The sequence below is a fragment of the Pyrinomonas sp. genome (assembly GCF_040289685.1).
Lineage (GTDB): Bacteria > Acidobacteriota > Blastocatellia > Pyrinomonadales > Pyrinomonadaceae > Pyrinomonas.
Genome location: NZ_PSLQ01000025.1, coordinates 14,623 through 41,332 on the forward strand (window position 1 = coordinate 14,623; position 26,710 = coordinate 41,332).

The 26,710-nt window shown below is 60.9% G+C and carries 24 protein-coding genes; 11 read left to right on the forward strand and 13 right to left on the reverse strand.

Annotation, left to right across the window (positions count from 1 at the left end):
• Window positions 1–62: 62 nt before the first annotated feature.
• The 7 genes from C4334_RS07320 (at window position 63) to C4334_RS07350 (ending at window position 6,830) form a co-directional block, all read left to right on the forward strand.
• On the forward strand, window positions 63–1,058 hold the full coding sequence (locus C4334_RS07320) for a cation diffusion facilitator family transporter (RefSeq protein WP_352431429.1): 996 nt from the start codon (window positions 63–65) through the stop codon (window positions 1,056–1,058).
• 12 nt (window positions 1,059–1,070) lie between these two features.
• Window positions 1,071–2,282: a lactate racemase domain-containing protein gene (locus C4334_RS07325; protein ID WP_352431430.1), complete on the forward strand. Its 1,212-nt coding sequence runs from the start codon at window positions 1,071–1,073 to the stop codon at window positions 2,280–2,282.
• A 129-nt stretch (window positions 2,283–2,411) separates the two neighbouring features.
• On the forward strand, window positions 2,412–3,002 hold the full coding sequence (locus tag C4334_RS07330) for a hypothetical protein (RefSeq protein ID WP_352431431.1): 591 nt from the start codon (window positions 2,412–2,414) through the stop codon (window positions 3,000–3,002).
• A 465-nt stretch (window positions 3,003–3,467) separates the two neighbouring features.
• The gene (locus tag C4334_RS07335; RefSeq protein ID WP_352431432.1) at window positions 3,468–3,617 is read left to right on the forward strand and encodes a hypothetical protein; all 150 of its coding nucleotides are present in this window, start codon (window positions 3,468–3,470) and stop codon (window positions 3,615–3,617) included.
• Window positions 3,618–3,926: 309 nt separating this feature from the next.
• Window positions 3,927–5,276 carry an FAD-binding oxidoreductase gene (locus tag C4334_RS07340; protein ID WP_352431433.1) on the forward strand — a complete coding sequence of 450 codons (1,350 nt, stop codon included), beginning with the start codon at window positions 3,927–3,929 and terminating at the stop codon, window positions 5,274–5,276.
• Window positions 5,277–5,506: 230 nt separating this feature from the next.
• Window positions 5,507–6,100 (forward strand): HD domain-containing protein, encoded by a 594-nt coding sequence (locus C4334_RS07345; protein ID WP_352431434.1) that lies wholly within the window; start codon window positions 5,507–5,509, stop codon window positions 6,098–6,100.
• A gap of 61 nt (window positions 6,101–6,161) precedes the next feature.
• Complete coding sequence (locus tag C4334_RS07350; RefSeq protein ID WP_352431435.1) at window positions 6,162–6,830, forward strand: hypothetical protein; 669 nt, start codon at window positions 6,162–6,164, stop codon at window positions 6,828–6,830.
• Window positions 6,831–7,476: 646 nt separating this feature from the next.
• On the opposite strand, the gene C4334_RS07355 is transcribed toward C4334_RS07350, so the two are convergent.
• Window positions 7,477–7,947 carry a MarR family winged helix-turn-helix transcriptional regulator gene (locus C4334_RS07355; RefSeq protein ID WP_352431436.1) on the reverse strand — a complete coding sequence of 157 codons (471 nt, stop codon included), beginning with the start codon at window positions 7,945–7,947 and terminating at the stop codon, window positions 7,477–7,479.
• A 92-nt stretch (window positions 7,948–8,039) separates the two neighbouring features.
• The gene (locus C4334_RS07360; protein ID WP_352431437.1) at window positions 8,040–9,005 is read right to left on the reverse strand and encodes a universal stress protein; all 966 of its coding nucleotides are present in this window, start codon (window positions 9,003–9,005) and stop codon (window positions 8,040–8,042) included.
• A 252-nt stretch (window positions 9,006–9,257) separates the two neighbouring features.
• Between C4334_RS07360 and C4334_RS07365 the strand changes: the two genes are divergently transcribed.
• From C4334_RS07365 to hutH, 3 genes are all read left to right on the forward strand, one after another.
• Window positions 9,258–10,202 (forward strand): DNA-3-methyladenine glycosylase family protein, encoded by a 945-nt coding sequence (locus C4334_RS07365; RefSeq protein WP_352431438.1) that lies wholly within the window; start codon window positions 9,258–9,260, stop codon window positions 10,200–10,202.
• A gap of 68 nt (window positions 10,203–10,270) precedes the next feature.
• Window positions 10,271–11,308 carry a DUF2270 domain-containing protein gene (locus C4334_RS07370; RefSeq protein WP_352431439.1) on the forward strand — a complete coding sequence of 346 codons (1,038 nt, stop codon included), beginning with the start codon at window positions 10,271–10,273 and terminating at the stop codon, window positions 11,306–11,308.
• A 193-nt stretch (window positions 11,309–11,501) separates the two neighbouring features.
• On the forward strand, window positions 11,502–13,001 hold the full coding sequence (gene hutH / locus C4334_RS07375; RefSeq protein ID WP_352431440.1) for a histidine ammonia-lyase: 1,500 nt from the start codon (window positions 11,502–11,504) through the stop codon (window positions 12,999–13,001).
• Here the strand turns inward: hutH and C4334_RS07380 are convergent.
• From C4334_RS07380 to rimP, 11 genes are all read right to left on the reverse strand, one after another.
• The gene (locus tag C4334_RS07380) at window positions 12,998–13,810 is read right to left on the reverse strand and encodes a CPBP family intramembrane glutamic endopeptidase (RefSeq protein ID WP_352431441.1); all 813 of its coding nucleotides are present in this window, start codon (window positions 13,808–13,810) and stop codon (window positions 12,998–13,000) included. The genes hutH and C4334_RS07380 overlap by 4 nt on opposite strands.
• A gap of 38 nt (window positions 13,811–13,848) precedes the next feature.
• The gene (locus C4334_RS07385; RefSeq protein ID WP_352431442.1) at window positions 13,849–14,688 is read right to left on the reverse strand and encodes a lysophospholipid acyltransferase family protein; all 840 of its coding nucleotides are present in this window, start codon (window positions 14,686–14,688) and stop codon (window positions 13,849–13,851) included.
• 49 nt (window positions 14,689–14,737) lie between these two features.
• Window positions 14,738–15,088 carry a hypothetical protein gene (locus C4334_RS07390; RefSeq protein ID WP_352431443.1) on the reverse strand — a complete coding sequence of 117 codons (351 nt, stop codon included), beginning with the start codon at window positions 15,086–15,088 and terminating at the stop codon, window positions 14,738–14,740.
• A 38-nt stretch (window positions 15,089–15,126) separates the two neighbouring features.
• Window positions 15,127–15,666 carry an NUDIX hydrolase gene (locus C4334_RS07395; protein ID WP_352431444.1) on the reverse strand — a complete coding sequence of 180 codons (540 nt, stop codon included), beginning with the start codon at window positions 15,664–15,666 and terminating at the stop codon, window positions 15,127–15,129.
• An 83-nt stretch (window positions 15,667–15,749) separates the two neighbouring features.
• Window positions 15,750–17,090 carry a bifunctional folylpolyglutamate synthase/dihydrofolate synthase gene (locus tag C4334_RS07400; protein WP_352431445.1) on the reverse strand — a complete coding sequence of 447 codons (1,341 nt, stop codon included), beginning with the start codon at window positions 17,088–17,090 and terminating at the stop codon, window positions 15,750–15,752.
• A 103-nt stretch (window positions 17,091–17,193) separates the two neighbouring features.
• Window positions 17,194–18,111 carry an acetyl-CoA carboxylase, carboxyltransferase subunit beta gene (gene accD, locus C4334_RS07405; protein ID WP_352431446.1) on the reverse strand — a complete coding sequence of 306 codons (918 nt, stop codon included), beginning with the start codon at window positions 18,109–18,111 and terminating at the stop codon, window positions 17,194–17,196.
• Between the two features lie 141 nt (window positions 18,112–18,252).
• Window positions 18,253–19,281: a DHH family phosphoesterase gene (locus C4334_RS07410; RefSeq protein WP_352431447.1), complete on the reverse strand. Its 1,029-nt coding sequence runs from the start codon at window positions 19,279–19,281 to the stop codon at window positions 18,253–18,255.
• A 5-nt stretch (window positions 19,282–19,286) separates the two neighbouring features.
• Window positions 19,287–19,703: a 30S ribosome-binding factor RbfA gene (gene rbfA / locus C4334_RS07415; RefSeq protein ID WP_352431448.1), complete on the reverse strand. Its 417-nt coding sequence runs from the start codon at window positions 19,701–19,703 to the stop codon at window positions 19,287–19,289.
• A 120-nt stretch (window positions 19,704–19,823) separates the two neighbouring features.
• Entirely contained in the window at window positions 19,824–22,484 is a 2,661-nt protein-coding gene (gene infB / locus C4334_RS07420) for a translation initiation factor IF-2 (RefSeq protein ID WP_352431449.1), read from the reverse strand.
• Window positions 22,485–22,615: 131 nt separating this feature from the next.
• Complete coding sequence (gene nusA, locus C4334_RS07425; protein WP_352431450.1) at window positions 22,616–24,439, reverse strand: transcription termination factor NusA; 1,824 nt, start codon at window positions 24,437–24,439, stop codon at window positions 22,616–22,618.
• Between the two features lie 50 nt (window positions 24,440–24,489).
• Window positions 24,490–25,029 (reverse strand): ribosome maturation factor RimP, encoded by a 540-nt coding sequence (gene rimP, locus C4334_RS07430; RefSeq protein WP_352431451.1) that lies wholly within the window; start codon window positions 25,027–25,029, stop codon window positions 24,490–24,492.
• Window positions 25,030–26,204: 1,175 nt separating this feature from the next.
• Here rimP and thiE point away from each other — a divergent pair.
• Window positions 26,205–26,710, forward strand: a 506-nt coding sequence (gene thiE, locus C4334_RS07435) for a thiamine phosphate synthase (RefSeq protein WP_352431452.1), incomplete at its 3' end; no start/stop codon positions are given.

Below are 26,710 nucleotides of genomic sequence, written 5' to 3' on the forward strand. Positions count from 1 at the left end.
GCAAACAGCAGATCGCGATGATTGTTCGTTGAAGAGTCTCTTTTTTGCGAAGAGGGTTGCACATGCTGACTGCTTCTTCGAATGCTGATCGGGCGAAGAGAGAAGCGGCGAACGACCTGAGCCCTGCCTCGTCGAAAAAGTGTTGTCGCGCAACGCGCGCGCGCAACCGGCGGCTCGCATGGGTCCTCGTCTTAACAGGTTGCTACATGCTGGCCGAAGCGATCGGCGGATGGTGGACCGGCTCGCTCGCCCTGCTCGCCGACGCCGGTCACATGCTGACCGATGTCGCTGCGCTCGCGCTCGCCCTTTTCGCCGCGTGGTTCAGCGCCCGCCCGGCCAATTCGCGCAAAACATACGGGTACTACCGGCTGGAAATACTCGCCGCCTTCACCAACGGCATCTCGCTGGCGCTGATTTCGGCGCTGATCATCTATGAAGCTTATCAACGGCTGCTCGCGCCGCCTGAGGTGAACGCAGCAGCCATGCTGGCCATCGCCGCTGGCGGGCTGGCGATCAATCTCGCCTGCGCTTGGTTGTTGCACGGCGACCACGCGCATGATTTGAACGTCCGCGGCGCGTGGCTGCACGTGATCGGCGACGCGCTCGGTTCGATCGGGGCGCTCGCGGCGGGCGCGCTCATGCTCTTTCGTGGTTGGTGGGCCGCCGATCCCGTCTTCAGCGTCATGATCTCGCTGCTCATCGTCTGGAGCGCGTGGCGGCTTATCCGCGAGGCGACCGACATCTTGCTTGAAGGGACGCCAGCCCACATCAATCTCGCTGCAGTGGAGGAAGCCATTCTGGAGACGCGCGGCGTAACGGACGTCCATGATCTTCACGTCTGGACCATCACCTCCGGACGCGAAGCGCTGAGCGCGCACGTCATCCACGCCGAGGGCGTGTCGCAACCGGAACTCCTGCGCACGCTGCGCACCAAGCTGCACGCGCGCTTCGGCATCGATCACTTGACGATTCAAATGGAGACGGAAGATTTCGACGACGAGACCTTTCACTTCTGTCACGCTGGCACCTCATGCTTTCGCTCCGAGCGTGAGGGCTGAGGCCCCTCCGATATGGCGACAGTGGAACTCGGTTATGGCCGCAACGTGCGCGCGTTCTCTTACGACGAAGCGCGTTTTCGTCTGCTCGCTCCAACGCAAGCGGTCGCTCCGCTTCCCGACCTTGAAGTGCACGCAGCGCTCGATCAGCCCATCGATGCCCAACCGCTCGAAGAGATCATCTCGCCCGGAGAGCGCGTGCTTCTGGTCTTGCCGGACGTCACGCGCCCGAGCGCAAGCGGCTTGATCGCGCAAGCTTTGGTGCGGCGGCTGGTCCAGCTCGGAATCGCCGCGCGTGACATCCGCGCCATTTTCGCAACGGGTTTCAGACGCGCGCTCGACGCCGACGAGAAGCGAGACCTGCTTTCGCCCTTCATCGCTCAGCGCATCGAAACGATCGAATTCGATCCGCGCGATCCCAGCCAAATGGTCCAACTAGGTCACACGGCACGAGGGCTTCCAATCGAACTCCATCGTTCGCTGTTCGATGCGTCGCACGTGATCTTGGTGGGTCCGATCTCTTTTCACTTCCTGCTCGGCTTTACGGGCGGACGCGAGCTGATCTGCCCGGGACTGTCTTCCTTGCGCACCATCGAAGAGCTATTCCTCTCGACGTTGAACGATGGTGCGCCGGGATCGCTTGACAAAAACCGCGCGCACGAGGAATGCGAACGCGTGGCAGCGGAAGTCGCGCCCTCTTTTCTCGTCAACGTCGTCGTCGATGACCGCCTGCGGCCAACCGACCTGTGCGCTGGCGATTGGCGCACCTCGCATCGCCGCCTCTGTGCCGCTTACGCGGATACGCACTCGATCTTGATCGAATCGCCGCGCCCGCTCGTCATCGTCAGCGGCGGCGGCGACCCGTTCGATCTCGATCTTTTTCAAGCCTACGACGCCTTGCGAATGGCCGCGCGTGCTTGCGCCGAAGACGGGACGATCATCATCGTCGGCGCGTTCAGCGAGGGCGCTGGTGCCGGACGAAGCCCGCGAATGCGCGATCTGTTGGTCGCGGCCTTCGCCGAAGAAGCCAAGAAGCGTCGCCTCGTCATCGTTTCCGAACTCGACGAAGAGCAAGCGCGCGCTTTTGGATTGGAGGCGGCGCCATCGCTTGAAGAGGCTTTGGCAAACGTGGAACGCAGTGCGCTCGGTTTCATCATGCCATACGGTGCACGCTTCATGCCCGTCATCGGAAAGGGCGCGCCGCCAATGCCAACGGATACAGCTTGATCTAACAAGCGACCGTTTCGCCAGGTTCGTTTGAGAAGACGTGTTTCGATCCGTTCCCTGCGAACAGAAGTCTTCAAGTGAATACGAAAACGGGGCGCTCATCTTTCTGGCAAGGAGGTCAATTTCCAAATGAGGATTCTTTTGCTCGTTTTGCTCCCGCTGTTCGTCGCGCTCGGTCGCGCGCAGCAGCCACCTCCAAGCAACGCGGACCAGAACGGCGCGCGCCAGCGCGTGCCGCTGACCGAGGCGGCGCTGGACAGAGATGTTGCCGGGCAACTGGTTCTCACGGCGCGTTTGCGCGCTGCGCAACTCAGCGGGACGCCTGACGCTCCGGCAACCAACGCGCGCGTCGTGATCGAAAATCGCGGTCCGTTCTTTTACGGCTTCGCCTCCGGTTGGGTGACCTTTTACGATGCGCAAGGCACGCGCTGCGGCGAAGCGATGTGGACCATCAACGCTTTCGCGCCGAACGAATCGGTCGAAAGAGACCTTCCGGGGCTGCGCCTGACTTGCACCCCGGCGACGTGGAGACTGGCAGTAACCTCGCTGCTGACGCGCACGGGCGATCAAGCGAGACCAGCCGAACAACGGCCAGTAGCCACGACCCTTCCCTTGCAGATCAACGTCAATGGCACGGTGCTTCCGATTCAACTCGGAAATCCAATCGAACTGACCGTTGGCGCAGAACGCGTGCGCATCGTGCTCAATCCGGCGCCGTAGCGCGTGCCCGCTTTCCAATCGGCACATATTTCGGCGGGCGTAACGTATGCGAGATCGTTTCGGCATCGTCTGCTAGCTACAGCGTCGAGCCACGGCGCAACGTGTGCGAGATCGTTCGGCATCGTCCGCCTTCGCAAACGCTTCGTCTTTGCGGACGGAAGGCGCGCGCACGCGCTGCGCGCAAGCCTCCGGTTTCAGCTCAGAGCGTGCGAATGTTTGCTTCGAGCGAAAGCCCCGTGGACGACACGCCTTTCTGGTCGAGCGAGTGGAGAAGGCAGACGCCGCTGGAGAGGAGTTGACGCCTCTCGACTCGCGCATGGTGTGGCCGCTCTTCTCTTTGGTCTTAATCGGTCGCGGGATGGGTGAAACTTCTTGACTTGCACATGATTTGGTGTGAGCATTGACTCCGCCCGATGGTTCCCTGCCGCCTTAACCCCCGTGGCCGATGAACAGGAGGTGAACCACATGGCCGAAGAGAAGAAAAAGAAAAAGTGCGAACATCCGAGCTGCAATTGCACCGTCGCGGAAGATGAGAAGTACTGCAGTGAATACTGCGCCAACGCACGCGACGTGCTGGAGATTGGCTGCGGTTGCGAACACCCGGAATGCCGTTGAACGGACGACGCGCTCCGGCGAGAAACAGTCGCTACGGCTAGGAACAGACCTGGCGGGCGTCGGTGCCCGCCAGATCCTTTTACTCGTCCTGCAAGCGACTATGCGTCGGCTGATGTCGCAAGGGAGCAAATCGCGCGCTTCGCCTCGCTTGCCCGTTGGAACGGCCCTTCCGCGCAAGCTTTCCACGGCGAATTGAGTTAACATGAAGGCATGAACGCGCAAGCGCAATCTCGGAGAGATGGAACGCGCGAACGGGTCCTTCGCTCGGAAACGCTGGATCGCCTGGCTCAAATTGTCGGTCCTGAAAGCGTGCTCACCGAAGAGGGCGAAATAGCCGTTTACGGCAAGGATGCGCTCGGTGAGACCCATCTTCCGGACGCGGTCGTGCGGCCGCGCACGGCGCAGGAGGTGGCCGCCATTGTCCACTTGGCTAACGAGTTGCTCATCCCTTTGACTGTGCGCGGCGGTGGCGTCGGCTATACCGGCGGGGCCGTCCCCATTCGCGGCGGCATCGTCTTGAGCACGGAGCGCATGAACTCGATCAAAGAGATCAACTTCGATGATCTCTATGCGGTGGTCGAACCGGGCGTGCGCACATACGAATTGCAGCAGGCGGTGGAAGCGCAAGGTCTCTTCTACCCGCCCGATCCGTCATCGTTGCGAGATTCTTTCATCGGCGGCAACATCGCCGAAAACGCCGGTGGTCCACGTTCGGTGAAGTACGGCGTAACCAAACACTACGTGCTCGGACTAGAAGTGGTGACGCCCACTGGCGACATCATTCGCGCTGGTGGGCGGACGACGAAAAACGTCGTCGGCTTCGATCTCGTCGGACTGATGTGCGGCTCGGAAGGTCTGCTCGGCATCATCACCGAAGCCACGCTGCGCCTGTTGCCGCTGCCGGAAGCGACGCAAACAGTGCGCGCGTTGTTCCGTTCCATGCATGAAGCGTGCGCTTGCGTTCCGCAGTTCGTCCGCGCGCGCATCGTCCCGACGGCTATCGAAGTGATGGATCGCCATGCCATTCGCGCCGTAGAAGAGGCCTTCTCGTTCGGCATTCCGCGTCAAGCCGAAGCGCTGTTGCTTGTCTCCGTTGATGGCAGCCGCGCGGAAGTCGAGCGCGAGGCGCAAATCGTCGAGCAGATCCTCATCGCGGGCGGCGGATTCGATGTGCAACGCGCCAAAGACAAGGCGGATGAAGATCGTCTCTGGGAGGTGCGTCGCGCTCTTTCGCCAGCCATCATGCGCTACGGAACGCTTAAGTTGAATAATGATGTCGTCGTCCCGCGTTCGCGTATTCCCGAACTCATCGCGCGCGTGGAAGAGATCGCACGTCGCCAGCGCATCTTCGTCGTCAATTTCGGTCACGCTGGCGACGGCAACATACATGTAAACTTCATGTGCGATCGTGAGGATACCGACGCCGTGCGGCGCGCACGTGAGGCCGTGCGCGCGACTTTCGCGGCGGCCATTGAACTCGGCGGCACGATCAGCGCCGAACATGGCATCGGCTACACCAAAGCGCCATACCTTGACATGGCGCTCTCTGCCGAGACCATCGAAACGATGATGCGGCTCAAAAAAGCGCTCGATCCGAACTTGATTCTCAACCCCGGCAAAGTCTTCGTCGCCCGCCAACAAACGCAAGAAGGTCCTTGATCTTTCGTTGAAGCGGGTTAGTCGCGGCGTCGAACTTTCATATGCGCTTCGCGCTCTCTTGGTAATAATTTGACCGACGCGGACCGAAGGAAGTATCGAATGGAAAAGAAGCGCAGCGCCGCATCGCGAGCCTTCGTGAGCCGAAATCGCACAGCGGTAAGCCATCCTTCACGGCACCGCGTTCCCGATCCGAAAGCGCGCCGGAAATCAATTAAAAGAGCGAATCGTCAATGCTTGCTTTTTTGCTCGAACTCCAACGCTTGAAACGGCTCGATCGCACAGGGTGGGTACTGCGCGGGCTGGCACCGGGCGCCGAATCCGTGGCCGCGCACTCCTACGGCGTCACGCTGACGGCTATGCTTCTTGCCGACCGACTCATCGCGCGTAGCGTGCCGATCAACGTCGAAAAGGTGCTGCGGATGGCCCTTCTTCATGACTTGACCGAGACGCGCCTCGGCGATTTACCGCAAACGGCGGCGCATTATTTCGGCCAAGGAGCGCGTCACGAGGCAGCGCGTCGCGCTTTCGCCGACATCATAGCCTCGCTCGATGAGGCGAGGCGCAACGCCTATCTTGCGCTGTACGATGAATACGAAGAACGCGCGAGCCTTGAAGCGCGCCTCGTCAAAGCCGCAGACGTTATCGATCTTTTGACACAAGCGCTCGTCTTTGAGCGTGCGGGAAGCCGCGGATTGGATGAATTCTGGACGGCTACCGCACGCGATCTTTCGCTCGAAGAAGAGGCAGCCGCCGTCGTCAACGAGGTCTTGCAGGACTTGGTCCGCGCCAGAAAAGATGAACTCGGCGACAAGCCCGCGGATTGAAAATGCACGGCATCGAATCATCGAAACGACAAGCGGGAGTTCAAGAAAGGGGCAAAGGGAGTTGAAGGTCTTTCTGCTGAACGTCAAGGGCGCAGGGATCGTCTTCTACGGCGAGAAGAAGGGCGAATCTGCGCCGCGCAATGGTTTACGCGGTTGGCTCGAAAGGCAACATCGCCGTTGGTTGACGAGCTTGCGCCAAGCAGAAAACAGCATCGGCGCAACCACACGGCGCGTAGAGGGTTGGCTTGAAAAGCGCGTGCCGCCCGATGAGGCGCTGCTACGCAGTCTGCGCGACGTGAATGAAATTGAGATCCTTCACCCGACGACGATCAGCGAAAAAGAGGCCGCGCGTGCGTGGCGCGAGTATCTTGCGCGCGCGCGAAATCGCCACTTGCGTTGGTTGCTCATAGACCTTCTGATCGTTCCGCTGACTCTGCTGCTTATGCCTTTGCCAGGGCCGAATTTCATCGGTTACTGGCTCGTCTACCGCGCCATCTGCCACGCGCTCGCCCTTTTCGGGGCACGCCGCGCGCTGAACGCAGAAGCCAGTTGGCGTTTGACCCCTATACAGGAACTCAACGCCGCTCTTTCGGACGACCACGCTGAAAAGATCGCGGCGCTCGCCCACCAGTTCAACCTCGTGCACCTTCGCTCTTTCGTCAAAAAGACGCGCGTGAGGGCGAAAAGTCAAACCGTCGCGCTCGCGCCTGAAATTCAAAAGACGGACTAACTGTCGCCTTCTGCCTTGCGCCAATCGCCTTGCAAACCGAACCGAGCGCCGAAGGCGATCGGCGCAGGAAATCTCCTGCGCCTTTGTCTCTTACCGCTCGCGCGTCTGGCCCATGACGTAACGAGCTTGCCTCGCTCACTCGCTCAATTGAGAACGAGGCAAGCCACGTGCGCCTTTTTGCGCTCGCTTGACGAGCTGACAAAAAAGCGCGCCGCTTTCGCGGGTGCACATCGTCTATGAGCCTTGTGCCGATGAAAAGGCAAAAAAAGAGCGTTGCTTTCGAGCAACGCTCCAAGTTCCACGTTGGCTTGCTAGCGAGCTTTAGCGCTCGTTGACGGCAGAGTGTCTCTCGTTCCGATAGGGAGGAGTCGCTGCATCGTTCTACGAGCAGCCCTTTGGACGACGCGGCTAGACTGGCTTGGCCAGCTAACCCCTGCCCGTCCGCTGCCCGTTGGGCGAGCAGCGGAGCGGACAGTGGTTTCGCGTCTTTGCCCTACGATGGCTAAAGCATAGCACAAGTCGGTTCGTGTTGCAACACATATTTTGAAAAAATTTTCTGGCGGCCGGTTCGGCGGGTCAGCAGGCCTTCTCCGGGGCGTTCAGAACTTGGCGTGTGCCATCCCGCCGGGACAGCTTGCAACGCCGCTCAAAGTTCGCTCTCTTCGTAGATGTCCTCGCAGATGCGCGACAGTTCGTGCCGATCAGGCGGCGCAACGCGCCCGGCGAAATAGGCGTGGAGCGCTTCGAGCGAAGGGCGCATCTCTTCGAGCAGCTTAAGCCCCTTGGGCGTAATCCTAGCGATCGATAATCGCCCGTCTTCCTCGGATGAGAGGCGTTCGACCAACCCACGCTTCTCCAAGCGGCTGATCAAGCGCGTGACGTCGGGCGCACGTTCGAGCATGCGCCGCGCGATCTCACCGCGCGGATGGCCTTGCGGATGGACGCCTTTGAGGATCCGCAAAACGTTATATTGCGAGAGCGTGATGCCATAACGGGCGAACTCCTGATTGAATCGTTCGCGTACGTGATTGGCCGCAACGAGAAGGTTCAAGAGGGCCTCTTGCACTGGGCTCTCGAAGCTCTCCTGCTTGATCCTTCGGCGTAAAGCTTCTCCCATAAAGGACCTCGACGAGGAAAGGTCTATTTTCATAACAAATTCTTCTTTCAGGCTCCGACTCCGGTTGGCGGCGAGTTGGAACCGAGTTCACTTCAAGTTTGTGGAACTGGGTCGCTGATGTGAGCTGGGGCGGGCGTCATCACCAGGCCCGAGGGCACACAAAGCACGGGGCAAGGGGCGTTGCGAACGATGCGTTCGATCTCTTGTCCGAGGGCGGGGGCACCACCAAACAGCGACGGGCGAACGCTCGTTCCGGCAACAATTAGATCAAAGTCGTTCTCCATGGCGAGGCGAACGATCTCTTCGTAAGGCCGTCCTTCCGCGATGTGAGGGGTGACAGGCGTGCCTGCATCGCGCGCAAAGCGGCGCATGCGTTCCTGCGCGAAGGCGCGCAGATCACGCAGCGTCTGCGTGCCGCTATCGGGGAGGAGTTCGGCCAATTGATCGACGATATCGCCGATGACATAGATGGCATGAAGCTCGGCGCCTGTCCGACGCGCCATTTCGATGGCGAGTCTGGCTGCCGCTTCCGTCACCGGGCGAAAATCGGTCGCCAACAGGATGCGGTTTAGATGTATCTCCGTGTGGCTTCCTTTGTGTTCGACGAAATCATGCTGTGGCGGACGCACGCTCAGAACGGGGCATGGGGCTTCGGCGATGATCTCTTCGGCAGTCGAACCGAAAAGGACGCGGGCCAGCCCTTTTCTTCCATGCGTTGCCACGGTGATCAACCCAGCGTGAAGATCGCGCGCCGCACGAGCGATCTCGGTGGCTGGATCGCCTTCGACGATGATCGTATCGGTCTCCAACCCTTGAAGCAGTGGGTCAGCGAGCAACGACTGGATGTTGCGTCGAAGGGCCTTCAACCATTCTTTGCCCTCTTCTTCCAGCGCGCGTTCAGGAAGCGAAAGCAGGTTGGTCGGGACGCTTCCCTCTTGCACGCTCAGGATGATCAATCTCCCATCGCCCTGCCGGGCAAAAGCGGCGGCGTACTTGAGCGCCGCACGCGCGTGCGGAGAGAAGTCGGTCGGGAAGAGGACATTGCGGAATGGGTACATAGATCACAGGAAGCCTCCGGTAGATGCTGAAACCGCGCGAATTTGATCTGTTCGCTGGTCCAGCACTCACCGGGCTCGCCAGCGACAACGAAAGCGCGCTTGCCAAGACGCTTCGGTCGTTGTCCCGCTTTTCGAGCGCAGTCTAGCAAAACCGGGCAAAAGGCGTCAAACAGATCTTGAATCGGAATGAGCGATGTGGTCCGAACGTGGAGGCTTTTTGACTGCCAGCCGCCGTTTTGCCAAACTCGCCCCATGTCTGGATTTGAAATCGAAGTGCGCGCGCCGTTCGATTTTGCGGCGACGGCGCGCTTTTTGCGTTTCACCGAGCACGAAACAGTGGACCTTTTCGAGGAGGGAAAGTACCGGCGCGCGCTTGACTGCGGCGGGCGTCTTTGCTTGCTCGAAGTCGAGGCCGTCGCGGGGAGGCTCGCAGCGCGTACGCGCTTGGAGAAAGGACGCCCGACAAAACAACTCTTGCGTGAAGCGGAGCGCGCAGTGCGCTGCCTCTTCAGTCCGGAGCACGATCTGGAGCCATTCCGTCAACGCGCGGCGCGCGATCCGTTGATGCGCGCGCTCGAACGCGAACATCGCGGGCTGCGGCTGGCGCGTTGGCCGTCGCTCTTTGAAGCGCTCGTCATCTCAATCCTCTCGCAGCAGATCGCGACCAAAGTCGCCATGGTCTTAAAGCGCCGTTTCGTCGAACGCTTCGGAAAGAGGGTGAAAGTAGGAGGGCGCGAGTACATCGCCTTTCCTGCAGCGGCGACGGTGGCTTCGCTTCAACCCGACGATCTGCGTCCCTTAGGCATCGCGGCGAGCAAAGCCGCAAGCATCGTCGGCGTCGCGCGCGCCATCGAATTTGGGGAGGTCGAGGCCGAAACGCTCGCACGACAAGATAATGAGACGATCATCTCGCGCCTTACGAGCTTGCGTGGCGTTGGACGCTGGACGGCCGATTGGACGCTCATCCTTCACTTCGGGCGCACCGATGTCTATCCGGCGGGCGATCTCGTGTTGCGCGCGATGGTCGAAAAGTACTACGGCGGCGGACGCCCGCTCGGCGAGAAAGGCGTCCGCGCTTTAGCTGAAGATCTGTGGGGCGAATGGGCTTCCTACGCAGCGATCTACCTTGTGGCGGGGTTGCGTGCCGGACGAGTAACGGTCAAGCCGAACGACATGCTATCATCGAATGGGCGCTGATTGCCCTGCGCTAGGTTTCTCGCCTCTCCCCATCGCAATTGGTTCGTGAGGAGGGTTGTGGTCCAAAGATGAGCAACGACGCAGGAGGAGGAGGACGCACCAATCCGAAAATCCGCATGGCGACTCCCGCCAGCAGGCGCGAAGCAGCGCGCCCATCCGATCCGCATACAACGGACAGCGCGAACATCGACAGGGAAGCGACCGAAAGCCCTCTGATCTACAAGCCTTCGACAAGCGAATTCAACACCGCGATGGTCCATTTTTACCGCGGTGAAGTGCAGCGCGCCAACACTTGGCGCAACCGTCTGGATACGACGACCAACTGGGCTGTCCTAACCACGGGCGCCACGCTCTCGTTCGCTTTCAGCGCGCCGTCGAATCCCCATTTCGTCATCATCATCAACACGTTGCTAGTCGCTTTCTTTCTCTTCATGGAAGCGCGCCGTTACCGTTACTACGAAGTCTGGTCAAGCCGCGTGCGCATGATCGAAACAGGGTACTTTGCGCGCCTCCTCTCGCCCGATGGAAGCAGCGATGTGAAGTGGATGGAAGCGCTGGCAGCCGATTTGCGGACACCGCACTTTACCATCAGCGAGTGGGAAGCGCTGGGTCGGCGTTTACGTCGTAATTACATGTGGCTCTTCTTGTTGCTCGCGGCGAGTTGGAATCTGAAGGTCTATCTTCACCCGCGACCGGCAGACAATTTCGATGAGTTCATCGCGCGCGCGACGGTGGGCGTCGTGCCAGGGGAGATCGTCTTCTTGATCGGCGTCGTCTTCAACGTCGGGTTGATCGTCTTCGCGCTGGCGACGATCCGGTTGCGCGAGGCCACCGGAGAGGTCTTGCCGGAACATGAATTCTCGTTGGAATCTCTGCGGCGCGTGACGGATTGGACGCGCCAACGCGCTGCCCGCCACCGCGCTACGCTCCGCCGCGCCAAACGCGCGCGCGCACGCATTCGCACGGCGACTGGCGAGTGGCGTAAGCCCGAAACCACTGGCGAATGGAAAAAGGCAAGCGTCGAGCAGATGGCGGTACCCGCCAGCGCCGATCAGCGTGGCGAATGGCCTGCGCCGCAAGAAGAAGAGACCGTGACGCACAAGTAAGCGCCATCCGCCACACCTGCGAGGCCAAACCGCGAGGCTCGTTCTGTTGTGCGAGCGCGTTGAACGAGGCTCGCGTGCGCGGCGCTTCCAGCGCGGTCAAGTTGACTTTTGGCGAAATTGGACCGACAAGGGACAGCCCCGTTCAGTGAGGATTGAACCGCCTAACCCTTGCCACGCAGGAGCAAGCAACGAAATGCTCCATTTAGACGGACAGATGCTCAAACTCGAAGAGATCGCGCGCGTCGCGCGCGATGCCGAGGCGGTTCTTCTTACCGAAGAAGCGCGCCAACGCATGGAAGCATCGCGTCGCGTCGTCGAGCGCATCCTCGCCGAAGGGCGCACCGTATATGGCGTCAACACGGGATTCGGCAAGCTCGCCGACGTGCGCATCTCGGCGGAAGAACTCGGTGCGTTACAACTCAATTTGGTCCGCAGCCATGCGTGCGGAGTCGGCAAACCGCTATCGCCTGAAGAGACGCGCGCCGTCCTGTTGCTGCGCGCAAACGTGCTGGCGCGCGGGCTGAGTGGGGCGCGCCCCGTTCTTGCTGAAACGCTGGTGCGCATGTTGAACGCGGGCGTGCTCCCCGTCATTCCAGAACGCGGATCGGTCGGTGCCAGCGGCGATCTTGCGCCGCTCGCACACGTGGCTTTGTGCGTGGTTGGCGAAGGCGAGGCCACGTTACATGGGCAAAGAATGGCTGCGGCTCGCGCATTGCAGTTGGCCGACATCAAACCGTTGCAGCTTGAAGCCAAGGAAGGACTCGCGCTGCTCAACGGGACGCAAGCGATGGCCGCCGTGGGCGCGCTGGCCCTGCTGCGCGCCGAGATGGTCGCGCGCGTTGCCGATGTTGCGGGCGCAATGACGCTCGAAGCGTTGCGCGGGACGCCCGTTGCATTCGACGCGCGCATCGTGGCGGCACGCCCACATCCGGGGCAACAGGAAGCTGCCGTCCACCTGCTCGCGTTATTGAGTGAGAGCGAGATCAGGCTTTCGCATCTTGAAAACGATCCGCGCGTGCAGGACGCCTACAGTTTGCGGTGTATGCCCCAAGTTCACGGCGCCGTGCGCGATGCGCTCAAACACGCGCGCCGTGTCGTCGAGACCGAGACCGGCAGCGCCACCGACAATCCGCTCGTCTTCATCGAAACGAACGAAGTGCTTTCGGGCGGGAACTTCCACGGCGCGCCGCTGGCGCTCGCGTTCGATTACGCAGCGATCGCGCTTGCGCATCTTGCCGCAATGAGCGAACGACGCATCGAGAGGTTGGTCAATCCCGACTTGAACGAAGGACTGCCGCCGTTTCTGACGCGCACGCCGGGACTCTCTTCCGGCTTCATGATCGCACACGTGGTCGCTGTCTCGTTGCTCAACGAAATGAAACTGCTCGCGCATCCAGCGAGCACGGACAACCTACCCACATCCGCCAACAAAGAGGATCACGTCTCGATGGGAATGACGGCGGCGAACAAGCTGCGCAAGGCAGTGAAACTGGCCGAACAGATTCTCGCCATCGAACTGCTCGTCGCTGCCGAAGGCGTGGAGTTTCGCGCGCCGCTTCGCCCGGGCAGAGGGGTTGAACGAGCACACCGTGCGGTCCGCCAGCACGCAGCGCGTCTCGCAGAGGATCGTCCGCTATCGTCAGAGATTCAAGCGCTCGCCGAAGCCATACGCCGAGGCGAGTTTGATCTCTAGCCACGCAATGGGTCGTTGAAAGCGAGCAGCACGACGGCTTGAATGGCGTTGAAGACGAAGTGGATGAAGTAACAAGGCAGGAGCTTTCCGGTCTTTGCGCGCACGAGCGTGAGCGACAAGCTGAGGACGCAGATGGCGATGAACACGGCCGGATTCTCTTTGTACTGCGCGAAATGGACGACGGCGAAGACGGCGGAAACGGCCAGCACGGCGCTGATCATGCCGACGGCGCGCTGAAGCGCCGGATAGAGGATGCCGCGATAGACTAATTCTTCAACCAGCGGTGCCGTCACCGCCGCCAAGAAAGCGACCGCCATCTTGGCGGCGAGCGAGCTTCTGATGATGCGGTCGAGAAAAGTCTCCGTTTCGCCGTAAATCTTGATGATCGCTCCGCCCAGCAGCAACAAGGCAACGGCTAGCAGCGCGCTGGTCCATGGCCCCATGTGTTCGGACCAGCTCCAACCGACCGCCGCGCGAAACGACAGATGCCCGAAGCGAGTGATCGTGATCCAAGCGATGATGAGCGTGAGGATGTGCGCCGGGACCACAGCGACGAGCGAAACCAACGCCGCTTTCGGATCCATTTCAACGGTTTGCGCGAGCATGCGAGGATTGATCGCTCCGTACTGCTGATGCACGTACCAAGCGAGGGCGATGACTTGCGCCGACATGAGCAGAAAGACGCTCGCAAGCCACACTGCAATGGCCGTCGGCAGTCCCCAAGGCGGATCGTTCGGATCGAGCGTCGCAAGTTGACGGCGGTCCGCAGCGGACGGCTGTTCGGTCAAAGATTCTGCTGGAGAGTTCACTGTGTGCCCGTAAAGTTTATGTGATAGGACATAAGAGGTCAACAAACAGAGTCGCGCGCCAAGCCCTCCCGGAAGCGGTCGAGCATAACGGCGCGTACGACGTTCATCAACGCTGGCAAGTCCTCGTCGGTGACGTTCGTCGTTTCGATTGGATCGTCAATGTACATCGCTACCGGACCGGGACGGAAGATGATCGAGTCGCGCGGCAGCACTTGTCGCGTGCCCACGATCGTTACGGGAACCAGTGGGACGCGAGCCTGCATCGCCAGTTTGAAGCCCCCCTTTTTGAAAGGCTGTAGCCGCCCATCGCGTGAGCGCGTGCCTTCGGGAAAGATATAAACGCAAATCCCGTCGCGCAATCCCTCGGCAGCGCGCTGAAGAGCGGCGACAGCATCGGCGGTGGAACGGCGATCGATCGCAATGTGACCGGCGCGCCGCAGATGCCACCCGAGAAAGGGGAGGCGAAACAGTTCCTTTTTCGCCGCGATGCGCAGTTGCACGGGCAAGTAGCCGAGCATCACCGGAATGTCCATGTAGCTTTGGTGCGACGAGAGGAAGACGTAGGAACGCCCCGGCTCGATCTTCTCCAGACCGTGAACGCGAACGCGCGCGCCGACTGTGCGCACGATCATCCGACTCCACGCTTGCGCGCACCAATGTTGTCTTCTCCCGCCGGGATCGCGCAGCGAGAAGATGAGCGAGAGCGCGCCCATGATGATCGTGTAAAGATAGATGAGCGGGATGGCAACTGCCGAGCGAACGTAATCGCGCGAAACCGGCACACGCGGATCAGGCGTGCGCGGCTCCCCTTCAACGCCAGCAAGCGTCAGCGCACGTCCGTCAGGCGGAAGCTGATGATCCGAGACCGCCGAACTCATCGCCGATCTCTCACGCCCGTCATCACGGGGGCCTCAGACGCGACCGCGATCAAACTTCGACGCTCTTTTCGCGGTCGCGGAGCAGTTTGTACGCTGAAATAGCGATCAACGCGCCAACCGCAGCTCCCATGAGACTCAACCAAACGTCCGGAGAAAGATCTGGAATCGCCATGCCGATGGCTTCGTCTTCGTAGCGCCAGCCGTAGCGCTGCTCGTGGATGCGGCCCAACTGCAGCAACATGAAAGCCCCAGCGCCCGTGGCCAGCGCGGCAATGGCTCCAAGCGCCGCGAGCGCGCCGCGGCTCAATTTTTCGCTTTCGATCATGAAGCGTTTGGAGACCAAACCAGCGACGATGCCGATGATGACGTAAGCGACCAAATACTTGATCGGTATCAACATGAACTCCCTTTCACGGCGTGAAATCTTCGGAACGAAAGCTAGAAATTAGACAATCCGCGCCGCGCCGCTGTCAATAGCAACCCGATGATCGTCTTGGCGTCTTCTATCTCACCTGTGGAGATCATCTGGAGGGCGCGTCGAAGCGGCACGCGCGCGATCTCGAACTCCTCATCCTCCTCAGGGTTCTGCTTGGTCTCACGCAAACTCGTGGCGAGATAGACCCACATCTTCTCGGTGCAGAATCCGGGCGAGACGAAAAACTCCGCGAGCTTCTCCATCTGAGTGGCGACGTAGCCCAGCTCTTCCTCCAGCTCGCGCGCGGCGCACGCCTCCGGCGTTTCGCCCTCGTCTCGACTGCCCGCCGGGATTTCCAACATGAACTTCACCGCCGGATGACGATATTGGCGAACGAGCGCCACCGTATCATCGTCGAAGAGCGCGACGATGGCCGCACTCCCCGGATGGTGCACGACCTCGCGCGCATGGGTTCTATCGCCTTCGCGCACCATGTCAACCCTCACGGCGAAAATTCGTCCCTTGTAGATCTCTTCGCTCGATAGCATTTCCGGCTCTCTCATCCTCTCTCCCTTTCCGGCTTTTCATCCTCTTTCTTCGGTCTTGCCGCGGAAATGGCTCCCGGCAACGCTCCAGCAAACACGCATCAACAGTGGGGTTCGTGCGCAGCGCCCGCTAGAGAAATCCCCTCTTCACCGATTAACGCTTTGACCTCGCCGACCAAATAGAGAGATCCCGTCACGCAGATCAACCCTTCATCGGTCGTGATCGTTCGCGCGATCTCCAACGCATCGCGCGCCGACGGCGCCGCTTCGATGCGACGCCGATCGAAGCCGTGCGGCAGCGCCATGAAGAGGCTTTCCAGCGTCGCCGCGCGTTGATTCATCGGGCGCGTCAGGATCACGTTCCGCGATGCCGAGAAGAGGATTTCGGCGATCGCCGCGATCTCCTTATCGCGCATTGCGCCGAAGATAAGCGTGATCGGAGATTCGACGAACTCGTCGAGAAACGCGCGCAAAGCGCGTGCGCCAGCCACGTTGTGCGCGCCATCCAGAAGCAGCTTCGGTCGCGCGTCGATCAGCTCCAATCGCCCGGCATGTTCGGCTGTCTCCAACCCTTGAACGATCGCTCGACGCGAGATGGCGAAGCCGCGCTCGCGCAGCGCCTCCGCAAGAGCGATGGCGACGGCGGCATTTACGGCCTGATGTCTCCCGCGCAGACTCAAGCGTACCTCTTCGTAACGCTCCAGCTCCGTCGCGAAGCTCACGCGCAAGCGGCCCACATCGAACGCGCCAGTGACGCTGAAATCGTCGCGCACCACGCGCAGGGCCACGCCGCAGGCGCGCGCTCGTTCCTCAATCACGCGCATGGCCGCAGCCCGCTGCGGTGCGACGACGACGCTCCGCGTCTGCGGTCGAATGATCGCTGCTTTTTCCGCTGCGATCTCTTCCAAGGTCGAACCGAGGTATTCTTGATGATCGAAGTCTATGGGCGTCAGGGCCACCGTTTGCGCTCCAGCGGCGGTCGTCGCATCGAGCCTGCCGCCCAATCCGGTTTCGAGAATGGCCAACTGGACCGGCGCTTGGCTGAAAGCGCAGAGCGCGATGGCCGTCACTTGCTCGAAAAAGGTCGGCAAAGCTCCCGTCTCTCGCGCAACGCTTTCAGCGGCGGCGCGCACGCGCCAAGCGCATCGCGCGAAATCGTCCGGCGCGATCTCTTTTCCGCCGAGGCGAATCCGCTCGGTGATCGAAACGAGATGGGGTGAGGTGTAAAGACCGGTCTCGATCCCGGCAGCGCGACAGATCGCATCGAGCATGGCAGCGACGGAACCTTTGCCGTTTGTGCCAGCGATCTGAACGGACGGAAACTTTTCGTGTGGACCGTCGAGCGCGCTAAGCAGTCGCGCGACGTTCTCCAGACCGAGCTTCATGGCCAGCGTTTCGTGGCCCAGCCCGTAAAGGTAACGAACCGCTTCGGCGAAATCCATCGAACCGCTTTCGGCAAGCGCCTCGAACGCTCTTCTTCGTCGGTCGAACGTGTGAACGATGATGCGCGCGTCGTGACCGTTCGCCGACCCAAGCAGTCTATTTTCAATCGGTCGCTTGAAGCAGCGACGCGTGGCGCTTCTGTTCCGCTGTTCTCTCGGCAGAGGTGATCGCTGGATTCATCATGAAAGCGAGAAGTCTGATGATGAAGGCGCGCATTTCACGACGATCGACGACCGCATCGACCATGCCGTGTTCGAGCAGGAATTCGGCGCGTTGAAAATCCTTGGGCAATTTCTGCCGAATCGTCTGTTCGATCACGCGCGGACCGGCAAAACCGATGAGCGCGCGCGGTTCGGCGATGATCACATCGCCCAACATCGCAAAGCTCGCGGTCACGCCACCCGTAGTCGGATCGGTCAGGATGGAGATGAAAGGCAGCCGTTCTTCATCCAGCCGTGCCAGCGCAGCGGAAATTTTCGCCATCTGCATGAGCGAAAGGATGCCCTCTTGCATGCGCGCGCCGCCCGAAGCGGCGATGGTGATGACGGCAGCGCGCTCGCTTATGGCCCGTTCGATCAAGCGCGTCACCTTCTCGCCGACGGCCGAGCCCATCGAACCGCCCAAGAAGTTGAAGTCCATCGCGCCCGCCAAGACGAGATGCCCACCGATGCGTCCGCGCGCGTTGATGATCGCTTCGGGCAGACCGGAACTTTTTCGCGCTTGTTCGAGCCTTTCGCGGTAGGGTTTAGTATCGACGAAATCGAGCGGGTCGGTCGAGATCACCTCCGCATCCAACTCTTCGTAGATGCCTTCGTCGTAAAGCATCGCGAGGCGCGTGCGCGCGTCGAGCCGAAAGTGGTGCCCGCAGTGCGTGCAGACCTGAAAAGACTCCTCCAAGTCGCGACGAAAGAGCGCCGCCTCGCACGTCGGACACTTGACGAAGATGCCCTCGGTACGCACGTGCCGTTCGTCCTGTGGGACGACTTCGATCTTGCGGCTCTTTTTGCGGAACCAAGACATAACAGTTCAAGCAAGGACAAGTCGTGCGAGCGCACAAAGCCTAGCACATCGTGCGGATCGTCCAAAGCCGCGAAGCGGTCTTCGCCTCTTGCCGAACGCGGGGCGCGCTTGCGACGTGTGCAGAGGAGACGGCATGGCCCTTCACGCTACTTCTTCGGAGAAGATCGTGTCACGATCGTCGAAGATGAGCAGGGATTTGCGCGATGATGGCTCTTCGGCTTCGCGTTCTACCGCTTCGACGAGCGCTTGCACAATAGTCCGCTCGACCTCCTCCCATTCGCCGCGCAGCGTGCATCCGGCAGCATTGCGATGGCCGCCGCCGCCGAATCGTTCGGCAACGCGCGCGACGTTGACATCGCCTTTGGAACGCAAGCTGGCGCGATAGGTGCTGGGCGCACACTCTTTCAGAAAAGCCACCGCTTCGACGCAACCAACGCTCAATGGGTAATTGACGAAACCATCGCCGTCTTCATCGAAGGCTCCGGCGGTCTCTTTCATTTCAAGCGTCTGGCGCATCCACGCGACGCGGCCCGAAGGATCGCGCCGCAGCGTCGAAAGCACCTGCGTCAGGAGATCCAGTTTGCTCCACGGATGACTGTTGAAGACGTTCTCGGCGACCTTGGCCGGTTTGACGCCAGCGCGCACAAGCTCCGACGCGATCTTGAAGGTTCGATCCGTGGTGTTCGAATAGTGAAACGAGCCGGTGTCGGTGACCAGCGCGGTGTAGATGCATTCAGCGATCTCGCGCGTCACGCGCACGCCGATCGCTTTGCAGAGATTGTAGATCATCTCGCCGACCGCCGAGGCCGTCGAATCGATCCAGTTGACGGTGCCGAAAAGCGCCGTGGTTGAATGGTGATCGATGTTGACGACGAACTGTTTGTCTAGGTCTTTCAAGCCGGGCCGCTCGATGTCCGAGCACTCAATGACAAAGACGGCGTCGTAGTCGCGATCGACAGCAGGCGTGATGCGCACCTCCGCTGCGCCTGGCAAGCGACTGTAAGCGTGCGGCACCGGATCGCGCATGATCACTTCAACCTCTTTGCCGAGCGCGCGCAGCAGCCAATAGAGACCGAGCGAAGAACCCAGACTGTCGCCATCGGGACGAACGTGAGAGGTGATCGCAAAACGACGTTTCGATTCGATCAGTTCGATGACTTGACTCAACATGGCTTTTAACGCCTGCCCTCGTCGCCTGCAGAGCGAGGAACTTCTTCCTCCACGTCATTCGACTTCTGCTCGGCGCGGCGCTCGGTTTCGAGCTGGTAGAGCAAAACTCCGACGCGCTCGGCGCGTTCGCCTTCCGTGTCCCGCACGAAGTGAAGATGCGGCACACGGCGCAAGCTCAACTCCAGCGCGATCTGCTGCCGAATGCGCGGCGCCGCTTCGCGCAGCGCGGCGAGCGCCAAGCGCGCTTCGCGCTCCGTTCCGGTGATGGTCACATAAACGCTCGCATCGCGCAAATCTCCCGACACGCGCACATCGGTCACCGTTACCATCTCGACGCGCGGATCGTCCAATTCGTAACCGACGATCTGCACGATCTCTTCGCGCACCATCTCGGCGATCCTCTCTGGACGATGAGCTCGCATGAGGAACAAAGGGCGAAAGTTCGCTCGCTTTCCAGCTAAACCGAGTTAGCAAACGACGCTTTCACCCCCTCCTTTCGGATGAATCTAGGCGCGACGGCCAAAAGGCGCGCGCCGATAGTTTCAGAGTTCGGTGGCGGCGACCCTTTCGACCGTGAAGATTTCGATCTGATCGCCGACCTTGATGTCGTTGAAATTCTCCAGACCGATGCCGCACTCGAACCCTTCGCGCACTTCGCCGACGTCTTCCTTGAAGCGACGCAAGCTCGCGATATTGCCCTCCCAAACGACGATGCCATCACGAACCAGGCGCGCGCGCGCGTTTCTGCGCACCACGCCCTCCGTCACCATGCATCCGGCAACATTGCCGACGCGCGGCACGCGGAAGACCTCGCGGATCTGAGCGTGACCGAGCACCCGCTCGCGTTCAACCGCTTCGAGCATGCCAAGCATGGCGGCGCGAATCTCTTCCTCGACCTTGTAGATGATCGAATGGAGACGAATATCCACGCCCTCTTGCTTGGCCAGTTCGGCGGCGCGCGCTTCGGGCCGCACGTTGAAACCGATGATGACGACGGCGGTGTTCTTGGCTCCGGCTTGGGTGGCCGAAGCGAGCAGGACGTCCGATTCAGTGATCGCGCCGACGCCGCTGCGAATCACCTTGACCTTGATCTTGTCGGTGGAAAGCTTCTGCAATGTGCTCTTCAGCACTTCGACGGAACCCTGTACATCGGCCTTGAGCACAATGAGCAGTTCCTTGACCTCTTGCTCGCTGAGCGCTTCGATGCCACGCTTGACCGTCTGTGCCAGCGCGCTCTGACGCGCAAGCATCTGCCGATGTTGCGCGATCTGCTGTGCGCGCGCGATGTCGGTGACCACTTGGAATTGGTCGCCCGCCTGCGGCACGCCCTGCAGCCCGAGCACTTCGACCGGCGTTGCCGGTCCGGCTTCTTGTACGGGCTCGCCGCGATCGCTATACAGAGCGCGCACCTTGCCGTAAACCTGCCCGACGATGAACGGATCGCCGACGCGCAGCGTCCCCTGCTGGACCAACACCGTGGCAACCGGGCCGCGCCCGCGATCGATCTTCGCTTCGAGCACGACGCCCGAAGCCAACCGTGTTGGACTAGCGCGCAAGTTCAACAAATCGGCTGTCAGCAGGATCGTTTCGAGCAGCACGTCCAGATTCTGCCGCTTCTTGGCCGACACGGGCACCATCTCGGTGTCGCCACCCCACTCGACCGGTGTCAACCCCTGTTGCGCGAGTTCGGTCTTGACGCGCTCGGGATTGGCCTCCGGTTTGTCAATCTTGTTGATGGCGACGACGATCGGAACGCCCGCAGCACGCGCGTGCTCGATCGCCTCGATCGTTTGCGGCATCACCCCATCGTCGGCGGCAACAACCAACACGACGATGTCGGTGACTTTGGCTCCGCGCGCGCGCATCATGGTGAAAGCTTCATGACCGGGCGTATCGAGAAAGACGACGCGCCGCATCTCGGCTGGATTGTCCGGATTGGGGACGTGGACGCTGTAGGCACCGATGTGCTGCGTGATGCCGCCAGCTTCATGTGCGGCGACGTCGGTGGCGCGGATCGCGTCGAGCAACGAGGTCTTGCCGTGATCGACGTGGCCCATCACCGTGATCACAGGCGCACGGGGCACTTCGACATCGTCGGCGCCGGTTTCGATCAGATCCTCGAACTCCTCTTCGGCGACCATCTCTTCAAACGGCACGAACGAAACGTCGTAGCCGAAACGGCGCCCGAGTTCAATGGCCGCTTCGTTGCTGATCGTTTGGTTGATGGTGGCGAGGATGCCGCGCTGCAACAGCAGGGCGACGACGTCTTTGGGCTTCAAACCGATCTTCTCGGCGAAGTCCTTGACGGTTGCCCCTTCCACTAGACGAACCGGTTTGAGTTCGCCGGGCGTCGTGCTGACGTTGCTGATCAAACGCTCCTCGAGCGAGCGCGGTCGCGGCGGCGGCAACACCTCGCGCTCCTGACTCTTCTCTTTGCGCGCTTGACGCTTGCGCGTGCCGCGCCGTCGTGCGTCCGGTGGCGGAATGTAAGTCGTCTGCGGCGTGCGCGTCTCACCAGTCTGCTCGCGCGAGGCAGCCGTCGCAGCAGGACGCTCGACTCGCGCCGCGCGTTCGGAGCGAGCTGGTTTTGGCTGCTCCAGTGGGCGCGGCAGACCGCCAACGGGCGGCGCTAGGCGAATGATCTTGGTTTGCGACTGACCGGTCCTGGGTCGCTCCTTCGGAACTTCTTTCGCCGGTTGAGCAGACGCAGGGCTTTCCGGTTGCGCTTCAACTACAGGCTCTTGCGCCACTGCTGGCACCGACTCAGCCTCGACCCTCTGCTCCTCTGCCGGAGGCTCGGGCGGCGGCGCAGTTTCGACGGGCTCTTGTTCGACTTCGACCGGTCGCGGTTTGATCTTGACGATGCGGCGCGGCGGCGTCACCGCCCTCGTCCCTCCGTTGGAAGGGACGACGGATTGCGACGCGACCTCTCCGGTTTGAGCGGCTGCGGCGGTGGCGGCGACAGGCGCTTCGGCCTGCTCTGTGGTACGCGCCTTTCTAACCACGCGCACCGAGCGCTGAGCAACCGTCTCTTGTTTCGGGAAGTATTTGTTGCGGATCCTCTCGGCGACCTCTTGAGGAATAGAGTTCGAGGGGACAGTGGCGTCCAGCCCTTCACGCCGCACATCTTCGATGATGCGCTTCGAATCGACGCGCAGCTCTTTTGCTAAATCGTAGATCCTGACTTTTTTGGAAGCTGCCATGAACTCCTTCTCGACGCTTGGAATCACACGAGCGTCGTACGCTCGGAAAAACGGTTGACGACTCCGCTGACCTCTGGGCCTTCGGAGCCAACCCTTTCCGCTCCGAAGCTCAGGGGCAGCGATCAGAAAGACTACTCGGTGGCACCGCGCGAAGGAACATCTTGCTTTTCCTCGTCTTCGGACGCGAGGCTAGCGGCACCAACGCGCTCCTCTTTAACCGCCGCCGCTTGGCGCTCGATCACGGCGGCCTCCGAGGAGGTGATCTCAGGCGCAGGCACGATCACATCCGGGCGTAGATCGCGCCCGGCATCTAACTCCTGCAGCATCAATTCATCAACGGTCATCGGATCCGCTTCGGTCAGCGCCACTGGATCGGCGGAATCTTCGGCCCGAATCTTCTCTTCGGCGATGAAGGGCGGGCGCGTTTCGACCGCTTCATCGTAACCTTGTGCGGTCGGATCCGCCGCAGCATCATCGCCAGCCGAAACTGTTTCCACCCCCTGTTCCACTGCTTCCTCTTGCGCCGTCGCCGCTCTTTGTTCGCGCGCCGCCTCTTCGTTGCGCGCCGCGACCACGTTGCGCGCCGCTTCGATCAACGCTTGCGCTTCATCGAAGCTGATGTCGAGGTAATCAGCGATCTCATCAACCGAAGCGGCTGCCAGCGCCTCGAGGTCCTTGATGCCGCGTTCGGCAAGCACGCTGGCCGTCGCTGGCGTGACGCCTTCGAGCGCCGTCAATGGCACTTCGGTTCCAGCGAGCATCATCGCGCCCATCTGGCGCGCGATCTCACGCTTGATTTCGGCCTCGCTCTTGATGTCGATGTCCCATCCGACGAGTTGCGCTGCGAGCCGCACGTTCTGCCCGCGCTTGCCAATGGCGAGGCTCAACTGATCCTCATCAACGATGACCTCGATCTTCTTCCGTTCGAGGTCAGTGATGCGAACTTGATTGACTTTGGCTGGCGACAGAGCGTTGGCGGCGAAGATCGACGGCTCTTCGGACCATTCGATGATGTCGATCTTCTCGCCGCGAAGCTCGCGAATGATCGCCTGCACGCGCGATCCCTTCATGCCGACGCACGCGCCGACAGGGTCGACATCACGCTCGTTGGAGGCGACCGCCACCTTGGAGCGCTCGCCTGGTTCGCGCACGATCCCTTTGATCACCACCGTCTCGTCGTATATCTCCGGCACCTCCATCTCGAACAGACGACGCAAGAGCACGGGCGAGGTGCGCGACAGTTCGACCTGCGGCCCTTTAGCCTCTTTGGGCGAATAGACCTTGTGGATCACGGCGCGAATGCGTTCGCCTTGGCTCCACTGTTCGCCGCGCACTTGTTGACTACGTGGCAGAATAGCTTCGACGTTGCCGAGATCGACGATGATGTCGCCGCGCTCGAACCGCTTGATGTAACCGCTGACGAGTTCGCCCACGCGATCGACGTACTGCTCGTAGATGTTCTGTCGAACGGCATCGCGCACTTTCTGCAACAGGACCTGTTTGGCCGTTTGCGCGGCGATGCGCCCGAGTTCCTCAGGCATGATCGGCACTTCGATCAAGTCGCCGATGGTGATCTGTTCGTCGCGCGTGATGCGCCGCGCCTGTTCAAGGCTGATCTCGGTGTCGCGATGAGTAACGCGCTCGACGACCCGTTTGGTAACCGAGAGCGGGATCTGCAGTTCGTCGCCTACTTCAACATCCTCGCCGCTGAGGGCACGCGCCTCTTCGACCGAGATCTCGGTCGCCGGACGCACCACCTGTTCGACCACCTTCTTGGTCGAAAAGATCTCGATGCCGGTCTCCGGGTTCCACTCGACGTTGATGTCTTCGCCTGAGCGAAAATGTTTACGCGCGGCAGCGCGAACGGCGTCCTTGATCGCTTCGATCACCAGCTCGCGATCAATGCCGTGTTCTTTGCAAAGTGCATCTATGCTCTGCGCGATTGTGGCGCTCATGGTTTCAATCCGTTCTCCACCCACGCGGACTTAGCGCAGGCGCTTCCCTTTCAATTCTCTCCTTCGCCTTCTTGGCGCTCGCTCGCAGCCCGTTCAGCAGCGAGTTGCTCGGCGCGGCGGAACTCCTCCTCGAGATCGATCTCGAGGTTGGCTTTGGCGATGGACGCAAACGGGATCGAGACGCGCCCGCGCGTCCGGTCGTCCAAAATCACCTCGTCGTTTTCAAACCCAAGAATCCGCCCGCGGAAGTTCCGCTGGCCTTGAAGCGCTTCGTGCGTGCGCAAGCGCGCTCTGTGGCCCACAAAGCGGCGATAGTCTTCGCGCTTGTACAGCCCGCGTTCGAGTCCCGGCGACGAGACTTCAAGCACGTAGGAAGATGGGATGAAATCCTCGACTTCGAGAACGACCCCCACGTGCTCGCTGACGACCGCGCAGTCTTGATGCGAAACGCCGCCCGGTTTGTCGATGTATATGCGCACGATGCGCCGCCGCATGCCTAGCACCTCGACGTGAACCAATTCGAGGCCATGATCCATCGCCACGTGTTCGGCGATTCTGCGCACGCGCTCCTCGATCGTGCCGTTGCTCATCGCTTGACCTCGTCGCTTGTCGCGCAAAAGAAAAAGTGGGCGCGAACCCACCGGACGAAACGCCACGCTGCGAGCAAGCGGGAAATTATACGAGAAAAGGGGCGCGCAAGCAAGCTTTGCGCGTATGTCGTGCAGCGCGCGGAGAGGGGGCTGCCCAAGGCGCTGCGGAAGAGCGGGCACGTTTGCGCGTGTGCGTAACCGTAGCGCGAGTCGTTTCGGGAGAGAAATCGAGCGGACATTGCACGCTCTTCTTTCGGGTTCATGAAAAAGCTCTGCCCCCTGCCGTTTTTCCCTTGCTTGAGCTGTTGTGGCCCGTCGTGAAAGCTGCGGACGCGCTTTGCCTTTCGCGCCGAACAAACCGGCTTCTCAACTTTAGGCGCGCCCGCTTCTTGACGATCATGCTTGCCTTTGCTATAAAAAGCGTTCGCGTCTCTTGGACGCTTTTTCCGCAGTAGCTCAACGGTAGAGCATCCGGCTGTAAGACGGCTCGGAGAAGTTCCGAGCGAGGTTGCAGCTTCCACAGGCGACTGTGGTTGAAAAACTGGGTGAATTCAGGGGAACCTAAACCGAAACACCACCGTTTCGGCATGGCAATCCTGAGCGAAGCCTGCCGAAGGGCCTTTGAAGTAGGCAGGAACGTGCAGAGACTAGGGGTTGAGGAGGCCCGCTGCCGATAAAACCCCGAACAGCGCCCGGCAACTTCTCTTTGCGGAGAAGTTGATGAGATAGTCCGCCCCTGTGCGAAAGCATGGGAAAGAGCGTAACCGGAGGGTTGCAGGTTCGAATCCTGCCTGCGGAGCCAAGATTTGGGAAAAGGGCAGCTCGCGAGCTGCCCTTTTCCTTTACGAAATTTGACCGCTTCGTGGCTCATGGTCGCTAATTTTATCTGCACGATGAAACCGAACGACCGGTCACTTCCCGCTTCTGCGCCCCCGTTGCTTGCAAACCGGTCCAGGGCCGTTTCGCCGCCGGAGGGTTCTACACGGGCGTCGCTTCCCAGAGAACTCTTGGTCGGGCGGGAGGAACGGCCAGCCCGGCTGAAATAAACGACGGCTGTTGGCAGCCTTTCGTTTTGCGTCCCGAAGCTTCGAAGGTGATGGAAGTCTACCGGATATTCCTGTGCATCGCAGCAACTAGTTCAGTGTCCTGAAGCCTCGAAAGCGAGGGGAATCTCCATGCCAAAGTTCCTCCTCCCGCGCGTTTACCCGATCACGGATCGCCGTCTCGCCGGTCTTTCTCACGCCGAGCAGGTCGCACAACTCACGACCGGCGGCGCTAAGCTGATTCAGCTACGCGAAAAGCAGTTGGAAGCCGGTCCCTTCTACGAGCAAGCGCGCGCTGCTGTCCGCGTCGCGCGGACGCACGGCGCGCTCATCATCATAAACGACAGGGTTGACATCGCGCTTGCTGTGGAAGCCGACGGCGTGCATCTAGGCCAAACGGACCTGCCACCAGAAGCGGCGCGCCGACTGCTCGGGCAAAAAGCGATCATCGGCTTTTCCACACACAACGTCGAACAGGCCGTGGCCGCCACAGGCTTGCCTATCGATTACTTGGCCATCGGCCCCATCTTCCCTACCGCTTCCAAAGAGAAGCCCGATCCCGTCGTCGGACTTGAAGGCTTAAAGCGCGTCCGCGCAAGCCTCAAGGGATTACCCCTCCCATTAGTCGCCATCGGCGG